The sequence below is a fragment of the Sphingobacterium tabacisoli genome, from assembly GCF_017908035.1.
In the GTDB taxonomy this organism is placed as follows: Bacteria; Bacteroidota; Bacteroidia; order Sphingobacteriales; family Sphingobacteriaceae; genus Sphingobacterium; species Sphingobacterium tabacisoli.
Window position 1 is genome coordinate 22070 of the sequence record NZ_JAEQMU010000004.1, and the last position, 15124, is coordinate 37193.

At 39.9% G+C, this 15124-nt stretch carries 9 protein-coding genes; 4 read left to right on the plus strand and 5 right to left on the minus strand.

Features of this window, described 5'->3' with window-relative positions; translation table 11 throughout:
• Positions 1 to 67: 67 nt before the first annotated feature.
• Complete coding sequence (locus JKG64_RS14540) at positions 68 to 1330, plus strand: YaiO family outer membrane beta-barrel protein (RefSeq protein ID WP_210355054.1); 1263 nt, start codon at positions 68 to 70, stop codon at positions 1328 to 1330.
• Here JKG64_RS14540 and JKG64_RS14545 read toward each other — a convergent pair.
• Genes JKG64_RS14545 through JKG64_RS14560 form a run of 4 tightly spaced genes read right to left on the minus strand, consistent with a single transcriptional unit; the run spans position 1327 to position 10104 of the window.
• On the minus strand, positions 1327 to 4755 hold the full coding sequence (locus tag JKG64_RS14545) for a sulfatase-like hydrolase/transferase (protein ID WP_210355055.1): 3429 nt from the start codon (positions 4753 to 4755) through the stop codon (positions 1327 to 1329). The two genes, JKG64_RS14540 and JKG64_RS14545, sit on opposite strands and share 4 nt — an antisense overlap.
• Entirely contained in the window at positions 4749 to 5816 is a 1068-nt protein-coding gene (locus JKG64_RS14550) for a HEAT repeat domain-containing protein (RefSeq protein WP_210355056.1), read from the minus strand. Before JKG64_RS14550 ends, JKG64_RS14545 begins: the two co-directional genes overlap by 7 nt.
• Before the next feature lie 11 nt (positions 5817 to 5827).
• The gene (locus JKG64_RS14555) at positions 5828 to 6190 is read right to left on the minus strand and encodes a response regulator transcription factor (protein WP_210355057.1); all 363 of its coding nucleotides are present in this window, start codon (positions 6188 to 6190) and stop codon (positions 5828 to 5830) included.
• Between the two features lie 8 nt (positions 6191 to 6198).
• Positions 6199 to 10104, minus strand: a complete 3906-nt coding sequence (locus JKG64_RS14560; RefSeq protein ID WP_210355058.1) for a response regulator — start codon at positions 10102 to 10104, stop codon at positions 6199 to 6201.
• Between the two features lie 252 nt (positions 10105 to 10356).
• Between JKG64_RS14560 and JKG64_RS14565 the strand changes: the two genes are divergently transcribed.
• Both JKG64_RS14565 and JKG64_RS14570 read left to right on the plus strand, forming a co-directional pair.
• Positions 10357 to 11253 carry a S1 family peptidase gene (locus tag JKG64_RS14565; RefSeq protein WP_210355059.1) on the plus strand — a complete coding sequence of 299 codons (897 nt, stop codon included), beginning with the start codon at positions 10357 to 10359 and terminating at the stop codon, positions 11251 to 11253.
• 109 nt (positions 11254 to 11362) lie between these two features.
• Positions 11363 to 13174: an ABC transporter ATP-binding protein gene (locus tag JKG64_RS14570; RefSeq protein WP_210355060.1), complete on the plus strand. Its 1812-nt coding sequence runs from the start codon at positions 11363 to 11365 to the stop codon at positions 13172 to 13174.
• A gap of 4 nt (positions 13175 to 13178) precedes the next feature.
• Here JKG64_RS14570 and JKG64_RS14575 read toward each other — a convergent pair whose 3' ends face one another.
• Positions 13179 to 14420 carry a hypothetical protein gene (locus JKG64_RS14575; RefSeq protein ID WP_210355061.1) on the minus strand — a complete coding sequence of 414 codons (1242 nt, stop codon included), beginning with the start codon at positions 14418 to 14420 and terminating at the stop codon, positions 13179 to 13181.
• Between the two features lie 209 nt (positions 14421 to 14629).
• Between JKG64_RS14575 and JKG64_RS14580 the strand changes: the two genes are divergently transcribed.
• Positions 14630 to 15082: a protein-disulfide reductase DsbD domain-containing protein gene (locus JKG64_RS14580; RefSeq protein WP_210355062.1), complete on the plus strand. Its 453-nt coding sequence runs from the start codon at positions 14630 to 14632 to the stop codon at positions 15080 to 15082.
• Positions 15083 to 15124: the final 42 nt, after the last annotated feature.

Here is a 15124-nt window from a genome sequence, read left to right on the forward strand (position 1 = left end):
ATGATTAATTAGCTGTCTATATTTTATTATCTTTATCTTACATTTTACGAGGAACTAACATCACCCTATGTCAACACACCTTTCTAACCAGAAAACATGGAGATTTTTTCTGGTTCTCCTATTGATTCTCCCTTTTAACACCCGGGGGCAGGAGCACAGTCTTAGTTCAGACGAACTTTTTCTCCGGGCCCGTCATGAAGCTTTTGAACAAAAAGACTATCCTCGAGCGATTATGCTCAGCAAGCGGGCTTTAGAAAAATCTCCAAACTACACCGACATCCGCGTATTCTTAGGTCGATTGTATACCTGGTCGGACAAAATTGACTCGGCACGCACGGTCTTCGAAAAATTAGATCAAGAAAAAGTCGAAGATGAAGATTTTTTTGTTGCATACGCTTCCCTAGAATATTGGAATGATAACTCAACAAAAGCCAATTCATTATTAGATAAAGGGTTGAATTATCATCCTGAATCTGAAAATCTACTTTTATTAAAAAGCAAAGTAAACTACAGCAACAATAATTACACAGTAGCCGAGCAAACCATAAATCGCTTGCTAAAGCTCAACCCCAAACACACCGAAGCACGGTCACTATCCAAGAACATACAGGAATATTTGGCTAAAAATGCTATCGGATTGACATATAACTTCGCCCATTTCGATAAACAATTTGACGATAATTGGCATATTGTCGGTTTGAGTTACAAACGGTTAACTCCTATCGGCTCCATGATTTTCCGGACCAACTACGCTAACAAGTTTGCGGACAATGGAGTACAATTTGAACTGGAGGCCTATCCAAGACTATCCAAAATGTTCTATCTCTATGTAGGAGCAGGCTATTCTGACAATGTGGGTATCTTTCCTAAATACAGAACAGGGGTATCAATATACGCCAATCTACCACACAGTTTTGAAGGAGAAATTGGATATCGGCAGCTTTATTTCAGCAACAATATATGGATGTATACCGCTTCTGTAGGTAAATATTATCAAAACTTTTGGTTCAATCTAAAAACCTATCTTACTCCAGATAACAAAAACATTTCACAGTCTTACGCAGGCACGATACGTTATTACACCAAAGGAGCCAATGACTACCTTGGTTTTATTTTGGGTACCGGTTTAAGTCCGGAAGAGAACCGGAGTAACCTCCTAGACAATAATATTTACAAATTAAAGACCTTTAAAGTGGGAGCTGAATATAACTTTTCCATAAACAGAACAAACTTATTCTCGGTATCATCTACGTATTATAATCAAGAGTTCAGGCCAAAAGAAAAAGGCAATCAGTACGACTTTACAGTAGGTTATATTAAAACATTTTAATGTTTTGATATAACCTTTTCAAAATATCTAGCGTAAATACTATCTGGCAGCACCTGCTTTCTTGTATAGAACAACTTATTAGCACGCTTGAATGCGTCGAACCGATGCGTTATCACCTCTTGTACAGCAGCATCAGACAGAGGCTCTTCGTCAAGCTTACCATCCAGTTTATACAAATGTCCATCTGATAGATGATAATTTCCATACACAAAGTCAATCAGCTGATTTTTACTTTGCATCATCCCCATCCCTATACTGCGATTGGACGGACCTTCGGACAATCCTCTACCAATCCAGGTCACCTGATCAGGCGTATGCAACTGATAGTTGGCCCTATAATAAGCCAAGAGCGAAGGAGTTACATCAAAATGGCTCACTGTATTTTTAAATGTATGTGCAGATTTCAATAAAGGAGAATAAATCAACAACGGCACGTGATAACGGTCTATTTTACTTTCTAAAGGAATTTCAGGCATAGCATGATCCCCTGTAATCAAGAATAATGTATTGTTAAAATCAGGACGCTTTTTATATGCTTCAAAAAATGCTCGAAGTGCATCATCTAGATTCAAGACCGATACCAACTGCTTCCTATTCTCCATTGCCCATTTCTTATTATCCAAAGAAAGATCAGCTTGAGCTACTCTCCGATCAAACATCATTTCATAATGTTCTGCATTATTAATCAAAAACGGATTGTGGGTAGAAAGTGTTAATAACACATTCAAATAGGGTTGAGACATTACCTTTTGTGTCTCCAAAGTCTTCGCAAATACCGCTTGATCCTCGTACCCCCAACTTTCTCCTCCATTACCAGGTAGTTTTTTATAGGGTGGTCCAAAAGTCCATTGGTCAATCAAGGTATCCACTTGACTATACAGGATGAACTTTTTCATAAAATCAAAATCTGAGTTTCCTCCATAATAAAATCCAGTATGAAAACCATTTTTCTTTAAGACATTAAACAGGTTAAAATGATTGGGCAATACATCTTGCTCCAAGAAACCATGGGTAGCAAAAGGTAGAGAGCCCATCAGACTAGGCAATACAGAAAATGTCCTCCCCGAAGTACTTAAATTATTAGGCCAATACAACGATTGTTGTGATAGAGAATCAATAAAAGGCGTAAAGCAACCGATATAGCCCGAAGCCGAACTATAAGCATGTCCCAATCCCTCCACAAGAATAACAACCAAATTCGGAGTGGCCGGAGCTTGATTAAAATAAGGTCCCAACATATCCTTCGTATCTTCTCCCCTCAAAAAAGGGTAATCCCCATCAGTCCCGACTAAATCTAAAGATTCCTCCCCTAGGACAGAAGCGATTTCAGGGTGATCCTGCAGATAGTTTGACAGATTTGAAGACAAAAAATAACGCCACTTGCTCCGCTCCGCATTCTCAACGAATTCTTCTGAGGAAGGTACTTTCCCTAAAAGAGATCTTAAGGGTACAAAACACGTTGTCACGCCCATTATCAACAATATGAGCCCTACATACAAATTCTTAGTCCGCCATTTACTAGAAATCCATAATGGCGTAACTACAAACAAAATCAAGGAGATTAACAATCCGATATTTGTCCAACTTAACATACCACTCGCTTCTAAGATCTGCTTCATCTCTATTGCACTGTAGTAGTACATATCCGCGCCTAACAGATTTCGGGATTCTGAAAAATACAGAAACAGCACAAATTGCATTAATACGATAAAAGCAAAAGATGCTATCGCAAAACCCCTGGCAAAAGAACGACTGATAAAACTAAAAAGTAGATAAATTAACGCACCTCCCGATACAATTTGAAACCCCAAATGTAGATTATCTATAAAAAGATTCCATCCAATCGGAAAATCAGCCAATTGTGTAAAATTGTAACCATACCACCAGCGTTCTACACCAACAGCCAACACATAAAAAAGAAGAAAAACAATTGCTATAGGCACATAATTTCTCAAGGCATCGTCTAATTGAAATCGGACCTGCTGCCCCCATGACTTTCCTTCTACCCCTTGTTGAAACCCCTGACGGGTCATCTCCCCCCAGCCGTGTTTATTCCGGAAATAATCCACAGCGCCTCGAACACCCGCCTTAACAACAATTGGATGAAAATAAAATGGTTCTAGTATAGCTGTAGCGATAAGTTTGGACAGGTCTTTACGTTTAGTATAGACCTGATGCCCTACTAAATCAATCAACACGGCATAGATAGAATACAAAATACCGGAAGACACAACCAAAGCAAACAGTGCAAAGAAAAATGGCCAGTTAATAATACCCAATATCCAAAATACCAGAAAGATAAAATACCCTGTAAACTCTACTAAAGGCCCCAAAAACTCAAAGAAAAACCAATAAGGAATACTCACCATCCCCAGACGTCCATACCGTGGATTGAATAACAACTTGCGATGCTTCCATAGTGTCTCCATCGTACCACGCATCCAGCGGTTACGTTGTTTTTTTAAGACTTCTTTGGTCTCTGGAACTTCTGTCCAACATAATGGATCAGGAATATTCACAACCTCATACAGCAACTTATGTTCCTCCATGTAGCGACGCATACGAACTACCAGTTCCATATCCTCACCAACAGTCTTACTATCATAGCCGCCGCAGGCCAATACAATCTCTTTGTCAAAAGCACCAAATGCTCCTGAAATCAAAATTAGCCCAGAGGCCCTCGACCAAGCCATCCGTCCTAAAACAAATGCCCGAATATATTCTAGTGCCTGTGTACGTCCCAACCAGGACTTAGGCAGATTAACCTGAACTACTTTCCCATTTTCAATCTGACAATTATTTGCTAAGCGAATCACACCGCCACAGGCTATTACACGTTTTTTCGTTTGCTCCAAAAATGGCTTTGCTAGTTTTAAAATAGCATCTTGCTCCAAAATACAGTCTACATCGATACAGACAATATATTCTCCAGAAGAAATATTAACCCCTACATTTAAGGCATCTGCTTTGCCACCATTTACCTTATCTACAACAAGTAACTTTTTAAATGCCGGATTTTTACTTCTGTAGACGCCCTGTACTTCTTTCGTAGGTACCGTTCCCTGAATAAAAAATGATACCCTTTCTAAATCATAAGCCGCTATAAGTTGATCCATCGAGTCATCACGACTCCCATCATTAACGATGATGATTTCTAGATTATGGTAATAAATAGACAAGAGGGAACGTACATTTTCCACAATTGTTTTACCTTCATTAAATGCTGGTGCGATTACACTAAAGCGCGGCGCATTCGGATTCGTTGCGATCAGGTTATAATCTGTAAATGTGTTTTCATGTTTATATCTTAATACAGCACCATAGGCATACAATCCTATCCAACCATATATCAAAAAAACAGCTATAGAATATAAAATGAATAACCAGATTATAATCTCATAAAGAATATGTGCAAACTCTAACATGTCTTTTCTTGAAGGGCGTGGTTAACAATCTGTATGATCTGAGATGAAGTCTCTGGAGAGGTGACAATCGCTCGCAAGTAAGATTGCCCCTCCAACACCATGAGTGCTTCTGCCGCACTGATCTTGATTCCAATATCCGGGTGACTCCGTAATTGTTCCTGCAAAAACAATTCGGTCTGTTTGCTTTTTGATGCTTTCAATGCTTTTAATATTTCCAACTGTACCTCAATACACTGATTATCAAAAACTGTAAGCAACTGGTTTACGGTACTTTGGTTTTCTAAGTTCTGAAGGATACGAACTGCGTGCTTTCGTACCGTAACCATATCATGGTCTAACAACATCAGTACTTCTTGATAATAGGTTAACAGTTGAAATTGCCCTATTAAACGCAACGTAAATATCACTACAGACTCATTTCTACTCCCCAACCACTTATTAATATGCTCAAAATGTGTATCAGGTACTTCTTCAATGGATCTCAACAAGCGCAACTGTTGCCAATCTGATAGCGGATGCTGTAGCTCATCTAAGAAAAAAAGACCTTCAAATCCTTTAAAACTTACAATCGCATACTGTGCCTCTTGATAAACCTGGCGTTGAGGATACTTTAGCAATTCAGATATTTGCGGCAACGCCTGTTCCACTCTCATTGCCGTCAGCTCTTGAATTCCTCCTGCAATTAGATAATCACGTTTGGACCGCATCTTTTTCCACGCCTCAGCTTCCAGATTAAAGACTTTAAATAAACGACTTACCTCTTCTCGGGCTTTTCCTGTAAATTTGCGTTCTGAAGATACTAACGTAGACAGGAAATACCTTCGGAACGAGGGAATTTTAAGATAAAGTGCAAAAGAAGTATCCTTTGGTAGACGCTCGGCACCATCTACAATCACCTCTGTTATTTTTTGTTGAATTATTGTCGTCCACGACTGCCTATGTTGGAGCGATTTATATCTAAAGAAACTAAAAATCAACACAGAAATAACCAATATCAATACAAAAATCAACACAACTATCACTGCCAGAATTAGTTCATGAAGCGTAATCAAATCCAACATAACTTCTTTTTTTAAGACAACTGATTTGTCAACCGTTTAATTCTCAACACCAATTCATTCGGACTAAATGGTTTCACCATAAAGTCTGCCGCTCCTAAATCAAAAGCATCAACAACTACCTCCTCCTGTCCCATACTAGAAAGCACAATAACAGGTACTTTTTTTCCAAATGCACGTATAGCGGACAGAATTTCAATTCCTGAAGCAAATGGCATCATTATATCTGTTATGACTAAATCTACGTCCTTTTCCTTTATCGTATCGATGGCCTCTTTGCCATTGCGTGTCAGCAAGACTTCATGACCTTCTTTTAGTAACTTATGTTCGATAGTACGCAATATCAACTCATCATCTTCAGCTATTAAAATCAACATATTATCCATTATTTAAGCGTGTTCATTAAATATATCCCTACTTCTATTTCCTTTTTAATTTCCTCTATAACTATCCCGAAATCTGTACTGGCATTACAGTCCCTTTCTGCCGCTGAAGCAATTGCATCTAGCTTTATTAATCCAGCAGTAGCAGCCGTTCCTCTAAGTTTATGCAACAGTCCCCCTATAGTCTGTACGTCACCTGAACGATAGGCTTTTTCCAGATTTAGTCCGGCTTGTTCTATTTCCTTAACAACTAGATTCAGAAAAAAGGCCATAAATTCATCATCCTCGCCTACTTGTTCCCTAAATAAGTGCATATCCAGGTGTTCTTCCAAAACGACTGAATTTTCAGGGTTCCTTTCCTCCACTCTTATTACCCTATTCAAGGCTTCTAGAAGGTCCTTTTGTCGTATGGGTTTAGCAATAAAATCCGTCATTCCTGCTTCCAGGCACTTTTCTTTTTCCCCCATCACACTCCCTGCAGTCACACCAATAATAGGCACATCAGTATATCCCGGCAATTGACGAATCTGCTTAGTAGCCTCTATACCATCCACTTCAGGCATCTGCACATCCATCAATATCAAGTCAAACTGTTGTTCCAACGATGCAGACACAGCCTCCTTACCGTTAGCGACTTCCACCAAAGATGCATTAGGCATCAAGGAAGCCATTATCCTTAAATTCAGCGCCATATTTACAGGATTATCATCAGCCAACAATACATGAATAGACTGCTCATAGCTAACCGCAACGGCATTAGATATCACCTTCAACGTCTGTGCATTATCCGCTTTATTCTGTCGCACCGCCCGTCTCAACATTTCGTAAAGCTCATTGGATTTGATCGGCTTCAATAGACAGAATGAACGATCTTCCTGCCTGAAAGACGATATCACTTCATGCTCTTCCGACGAAGTATGTAAAACCACCAACGGTACAGCCTCTCCCTGCTTAAGAAACAATTCCTTTATCTTATCGATCGTTTCTAGTCCAGATAAGATAGGCATGTGATAGTCCATAAGAATAACATCAAAACGTTCACCCCGCATGAGCAATTGCAACGCTTCCATTCCGTTCTCTGCCGTCTCTGAATCTATTTTTTTATATGCGAGCATATGTTGTAGGATATTCCGATTATTCGCGTTATCATCTACAATAAGCACCCGATCAATAGCCAAATTTTCCTCTTCATCATCGCCTGCATATTCATAGGGCACATCGATATCAAAAAAGAAAACAGACCCCTTACCCAGCTCACTGTCCAGACAGAGCTTACTACCCATATACTTCAACAGGTTATTAGAAATCGTAAGACCAAGTCCTGTGCCTCCATATCGTTTGCTTACGGAGCTATCTTCCTGTGTAAAAGCGTCAAAAATTCGTTGTTGCTTTTCTACAGGAATTCCGATTCCGGTATCACGAACAGAAAATCGCAACGAGAGATTGCGTTCATCAAGCGCCAATTTTTCAATTTTAAGTTCAATTTCTCCATGATTAGTAAACTTCACCGCATTTCCCAGTAAATTAATCATCACCTGTTTAATACGCGCCTCATCCACCCAGATATAATCCGGTAATCCCTGTTCTATATTGAGGAGAAGCTCTATATCTTTACGTTGCGCCTGATAAAGCACCACATTGATTACCTGGCTAGTGAGTTCGTAAACATTAAACCGGTCAATAAAAAGCTCTAACTTACCAGACTCTATTTTAGAGAAATCTAGAATATCATTTATAATATTGAGTAAGCTATTTCCTGATTCATTGATATAATTGAGATATTGTTGCTGAATCTCATTAAGTGGAGTCTTTAACAAGAGATCCGAAAAACCAATTACCCCATTCAATGGTGTACGTATTTCGTGACTCATATTCGCTAAAAATTCAGACTTGGCCTTGCTTGCTAAATCTGCCAGTTCCTTTGCCTTTATTAACTCCTCATTAATTTTGACCGATTCACTTATATTTTGAATAAAAATAGTAATCCCCCCAATTGTACCATCCGCTAGATACCAGGGGCGCACCTCCCAATTATAATGTAATGGTTCGGCATGCCCAATAGCCTCTATTATTTCATTGGTATTCTTATACGCTTTTCCCTGCAAAGCATCTTCATAAATTTTCCGTCGCTTTTCGGGAATATCGGAGAACAAATCAAATAAATTCTCTTGCAATGGATTATTACTTCTACGATGAAAATCTTCTAACCAGCGGTTACTCACAGAAACATAGTTAAAATCCCGGTCAAACATAGCGACAGAAGCGGGAACATAATTTACAAAAGTCTGTAACATCGCTTCTTTTCTCTCCAACTCCAAATAAAGCGTCTTACTCTGATCAATATCCTGGATTATACCAAATATTCGCTTACAGACATTGTCTTCATATTCAGGTATCCCTTTGACCCTTACCCAAATCAATTCCCCATTATTCTTGAGCAACCGGAGTTCCATATCATAGGGTTTTCCTTCTCTTATTGCTTCATCAAAGGCTTTTTGTAATAAATCGCGGCTTTCCTTTTCATAAAAATCTAACGCACTCTTGAGATCTGGTACAAAGCTCTTATCCACCCCATGTATCAACTTGGTAGAATCTGACCAGTAGACTTCCTTTTCATCAAAGTCCACTTCCCAACCACCCACCTGCGCTACCATATTCGTTTGTTCCAAAATTTGCTTTGTACGTAGTAGGTCCCGTTCGAGCTGGATACGCTCGTTCATATTTAACGCCGTACTCATGACATACTGTTGCCCCTCACTATCGATCTCCACGACATTATGGTATAACCAATAAATCCTCTCTCCATCTTTAGTTTCCAGCACCATCATTCCCGAATCTTCTTTATTCGCATTGATCCGCAAAAAATATTCTTCTAACCTACCAACCAGATTTACAGGTACCAACTGTCTAAGATTCAACCCGCGCACTTCATCCTCCTTGTATTTCAATAGGGTCCGGCCTTTCTCATTCACAGCGAGGATATTTCCTTGCATATCGTGCATACTTACCAATCCAATGGTATTTTCGAAAAAATTACGAAAACGACGCTCTGAGCTTTCGAGTTTGATTTTTTCTTCGATCTCTTTAGTTACATTTCTTCCAAATGCCAAAACTCCCCGATTGACATCATCAGACTTAAAATACCATTCTATAACAATTTCGCTGTCATCCGCTATCCGAGTTTTTGTCGTTAATCGTCCTCCCTCTTCGGCTCCCATAGTATGCATCAGTTCAGAATACAGAACCTCCTTTTCACTATGCAACACCTGATAGAAAGGCTGTCCTATACATTCATCAATAGAAACATTCAAGGCCTGCATAAATGTCGGATTGACCTCTTTGATATCATATCCTTCATCCAGCACACATATTATGTTATTTGTCACCTGAAATATTTCTTCAAAGTAACCGGCTTGTACTTTTCGCTTTTTGCCTAAAAGAATCTTGGACACAGCTTGTCCCAATTGCTCTAAAGATGATATTTGCTTTTCAGATAGTGATTTCGGGACAAAATCTATCACGCATATCGTTCCCAGTACGTACCCCTCATCATCCAATAAAGGTACTCCAGCATAAAAGCGTATTCCTCCTTCCCTAATCAATGGGTTATGAGAGGTCCGTGGATCTTCAAAAGTATCTTCTATTACTAATGCTTCCCGACTCATAATCGTATATTGACAGACGGTATTACTCCGCTCAACAGAATCGAGCTCCATCCCGACGCAACTTTGAATAAGCTGGGTATTTTCTTCCATCATGGCAATAAGAGCGGAAGGGCAATCTGAAATAAGACATGCCGCCTGTGCAAACACATCAAGTTCAGGCTCCTTACCGAGTCCCAAAAGCCCATACGATTGTAATCGATGGAGACGTTCCAATTCTTCCGGAGGAACGGGGTTGTTTTTCATACAAAAAAAATTAGCGTAGATGTAGTTTATTTACACCGTGAAGTTAATAAAAAACAATCAAAAATAACTTTACAGATTCTCAAAGATTCGTTGGTACCTATCGACTTATTTAGGACATACTCTTTACCTCCCGAAAGTATCACCTTTTCTAAAATTGTTGTTACGCGATACGCTGATAACTCCAAAGCACTAACTTTGCCCATGTGATGTAAACCGAAATGTAAATCACACGAATTATTTTAAATGAGTATCATGAAAAAAAGTAAGTTAGCGCTCAGCCTTTTGGCTATTGGTTTATTCTTTGGTAATATAGAGGTCAATGCACAGACCTCAAAAAAATGGGATGGTTTCAGTGACCAGCAAGAAATCACGAACAATTTTGAGTTGAAAACAGAAGAATTACTCAAGAGCAGTAAATATATCACTACCGAACAAGCGGCAAAAGATCTATTAGCGGTAGAAGGCAAAAAAATAAAAATGCCGTTGGTTCAACCGCGCAAGAAAGTATTGGAAGCTGCCGAGATTGCAACGTTAATCCAACCTTCTTTTGTTTCTTTTGCTACAGCTTACGATTGTGGGAACTGTCACCGTACGCACCTCAATACCGCATCGGGATATATCATTAGCGAAGACGGACTGATTGCGACCAATCATCATGTCATCGAAGGATATATTGACAGCAAAAACGGTAAAAACCTAGCCATGTCCATACAAACCAGCAATGGCGATGTCTATCTGGTCGAGGAAATTGTTTCCTCTTTCAAAGATGCAGACTTAGCAATTGTCCGTGTTGATACGAAAGGTAAAAAACTAACGCCACTACCTTTAGGTAATACAGCAAAAGTAGGTGAGAATGTATTTGTCATGAGTAACCCTGCACCAATGATCAATTACTTTAGCACCGGAAAAGTAGCACGTAACTATATCGAATCGGCATCAAAATCCGAAAGACTTCCACAAACTGACATCACAGCCGATTATGCAGCGGGATCCAGTGGTGCACCAATCGTGGATCAATACGGCAACCTGATCAGTACGGTATCTTCTACCCGTTCGATTTATTATGACATGAGAGAACAAAAGAACCTACAGATGGTCGTTAAAAACACGAAACCGGTAGTATTGCTTAAAGAACTTATCCTAAACTAGTATTCTCGCTATTTCCGAAGATATATTAATCAAGGGCTACCCATACGGTAGCCCTTATTGTTTTCCAAAAAAACAATACCTTAGTGCAGCTGTTTAAGATTATATAACAATGAAAAATCCATTCAACAGAACCCTCAGTTTACTGGGCATATTCCGGCAGTTAAAACCCTTCGTACGTCCCAATCGACGCATGATCGTATGGACACTGCTCCTGACCCTAGTGGGCGCTCTCATGGCACAGGTCAATCCCATCGTCCTAAAGTACACCGTAGACGAAGTTTCTAAGCTGATCCTGCTCCCAAACCCGATGGAAACCGGTATTCATGTACTGGCCTTGATATCCGTTGTCCTTCTAGCCAAAGAGATCATCAATATCTTCATTAATTTTGGTCAGAAATACTACGGCGAAAAAATACGTATCAATGTAAGTTCAGAATTAGCGCAGACCGTAATTGATAAAATGTTGACTTATCGCGTATCGTTCTATACAGACAGCAACCATGAATCAGGCAAACTACAGACCCGTATCGATCGCGGTATAGAGAGCCTCACAAGATTGGTTCAAAACTTTTTTATTGACATTCTTCCTCTTTTTTCCAGTGCAATACTGGCCCTGATCGTGATGTACATCCAAAATGTATATGTCGGTTTAGTATCTACGATCGTTGTGCCCATTTATTTTTATGTCAGCTCACTACAGGCCAAAAAGCTCAGTGGGGTACGTCGTACACTACGTAATCAGCGCGAACAGAAAACCTCTGGACTACTCAATTTGGTCAATTCCATCCTCGTCATCAAAAGCTTTGTACGCGAAAAATTTGAAGGCAAAAAGCAGTATGATCTACAGATGAAACTGATGGAGAGTCAACTTCATACACGAAAAGTCAACTTCCTCTATGATGGACTGAAGACATTCATAGAGCAATTTGGCGTAGTTGCCATAATTCTACTAACCGTCTTCCTGGTACTGGATCAGCAGATGACCATCGGAGCCATCATGCTACATATCATGTTGTTCAACAATGTATCTGCTCCTATTCGTCAGCTACACCGTATCTATGACGATATGAATGATGCCATGATCTACGCCGAAGGATATTTTGAAATCCTAGATGCCGATGCCGAGATTGAGCCTAATGGTGCCAACTCTCCATCCCCTACAGAAGGTACCTTCGAACTTCAAAATGTAGATTTTAGTTACCCTAATAGCACGCGCACATTACAGCAGATTAATATGCGTATAGAGCATGGTAAAACCACTGCACTGGTAGGCTTGAGCGGGGCAGGCAAATCCACCATTATCAATCTACTCTGTAAATTCTACCTTCCTCAAGGAGGTAATATTTTCCTGGATGGCATTAATCTCAACGATTATGACAACAGCACTTTACGCGAAAAAATAGGCTTAGTATTACAGCGGAATCATATCTTCAAGGGCAGTATTGAAGACAATATCCGCTATGGAAAAATAGAAGCTAGTTTCGAAGAAGTACAAGAAGCCGCACGTAAAGCGTATCTGCACGAGCAGATCATGGAACTCACCGAAGGATATGCCCACGATGCCACCTTATTGTCAGGAGGACAGCAACAACGAATAGCTATAGCACGGTTGTTTCTAAAAAATCCACCGATCATCTTCCTAGATGAGCCAACGGCCAGCCTAGATGCTATCGCTACCGAACAGATCAAAAACTCGCTGGATGCTATCCAGAAAAACCGAACCGTCGTTATTATATCCCACTCCTTATCCCAGATATTGGATGCAGATTATATCTATGTACTGAAAAAAGGACAGGTTGTCGAGTCTGGAACACACGATTCCTTAATGGAGATTAAGGGCACCTACCGTGAGATCTTTGATGCCTCCGCTCGTAGTCTCAATCTTGACAAACTGGTGCAGACTTATAGGGAAGATAAATAGAAAACTATTCCTTCTGCTGTCCCCACATTACCGAAATCCACAAGAGGACAAGCGATAGAAACAATAATAATGCGGCCAGTATCAGCCCCATCGGGAGATGGGGTATATAGATCCCTTGCATACCGCTCAACCCCTGTACCAGCAATAATAGCTCATTGCCAACGATCCCCACGATAAATAATACGATAGCCCATTTTGTCCATTGCGTTTCACGGACAACATCGTTCAAAAACAAAAATGCCAGGATAAACAACGTTATTACTCCCAATAAGACCAAGTGCAAATACCCTACTACAATAGGACGAAAACTATAGGTTAGATCATGCAACGCAGGTATTAGAGCGACCACCTGTAGAAGCAATTTCAGACTAACCGCCGACAGTATACACAGCAGGACCCTGCCCAACCATAAGGAAACTTTATCTTTTCCCCAGCTTATCTGCCAGAGTAATCCCTTCAACCAATAAAACCAACTTAGATTCTGTGCCAGTACTGCCAGCACTAAAATAACATACAGTCCAGCGGGCAGCTCCATCCAAAGAACCGACAGCAAATAAGCGGGAGCACAAGTCCAAGCAAACACCCGATATAATACGTCGCCACCTGCCACCTCTACCTGACGAGATGCCAACCAATGATTCCAGAATCCCATACAAGTGAATAAAAACCAACCATTATACTGGAAATGAAGAAAGAAGTAGACCGCAGACAACTGCTTATTACCATCCACGTTATGCGTAGCCTGCAAGTAAGCCAAGTAAAAAGTCCCTACCGAAGATAAAACCAAAAAAACAAGCGCTGTCCTAAACCATTTCCGCGTTAAGGAAGATAGGCTTCCCTTCGCTATCGACTGCCACATCATACCTACAAATACATACGACAGCAAAATAGTTAAGGTAGAAAAGATAATAGAATAACGCCCGTATCCTTGCCATGAGAAGCAAAACAACATACCGTAAGAAGCCAACATATTAGCCACAATAAGTAATTGGCATTTCCTGGATAAGCAGTCAGAAGGTTTTTTATTCAATACCAGCATTGCCATCAGCACCATCAACATATGTGATATCCAGCCTGAGAACGCAAAATGCGAATGCGCGTGCATGATATACTTTTGGTTGAACCAAGTCTGTGGAAAGATAACTGCACTTCGCATTAACAGCCCAAATACCGCCACCAGCACTAAATTGAATATTCCAAGAATGCTCCAGTGCCGTATCGTGACCGATGAAAAGAATCTATCCATGTTAACTACAAATTTAAGGACTTATAATTCGATCTCCTATGTAGAATATCACGATTTTAAATGATAACGATCACAAACCGCAATTCACTAAAATACTTCCGGGTAACATTTTGGCTATAAGCCCATAAACTGATTTTAAGATTATTCTTTTTAGTAAATTGGTTTATCAATTCACCGCAAATTTTAAACTAACAAAAAGTAAAATCAGTATGAAAAGAACAATTCTTATTTTAGCATTTATGGGGCTTATCGTCACTAGTGGTCTATCCCAAATACGTACCCCTGTCAAATGGTCGGTCGCGTCAAAAAAATTAAACGCCCAAGAAGCAGTTGTATTTGTAAAAGCAACCATACAGGACGGATGGCATATTTATGGTCTTAATGTGCCCACAGGAGGTCCAGAGTCAACAAAATTCACCTTTGCTAAATCAAAGGATTTCTCATTAGATGGGAAGATAAAAGAGCCTGTAGCAAAAAGCAAATATGAAGACGCTTTTAAGGTAAATGTACCGTTTCATAATGGTGAAATCGTATTTCAACAAAAGGTAAAACTAAACAGTTCCAAGCCATCAACTGTTTCGGGATCTGTCCTTTTCAGCACCTGTAACAAACAAGAGTGTCTTCCAGAGGACGAATACAACTTCTCTGTAGTCATAAAATAAACCACATAGTCATTCTTTCTAAAATAGCGCCCGAGAGATCGG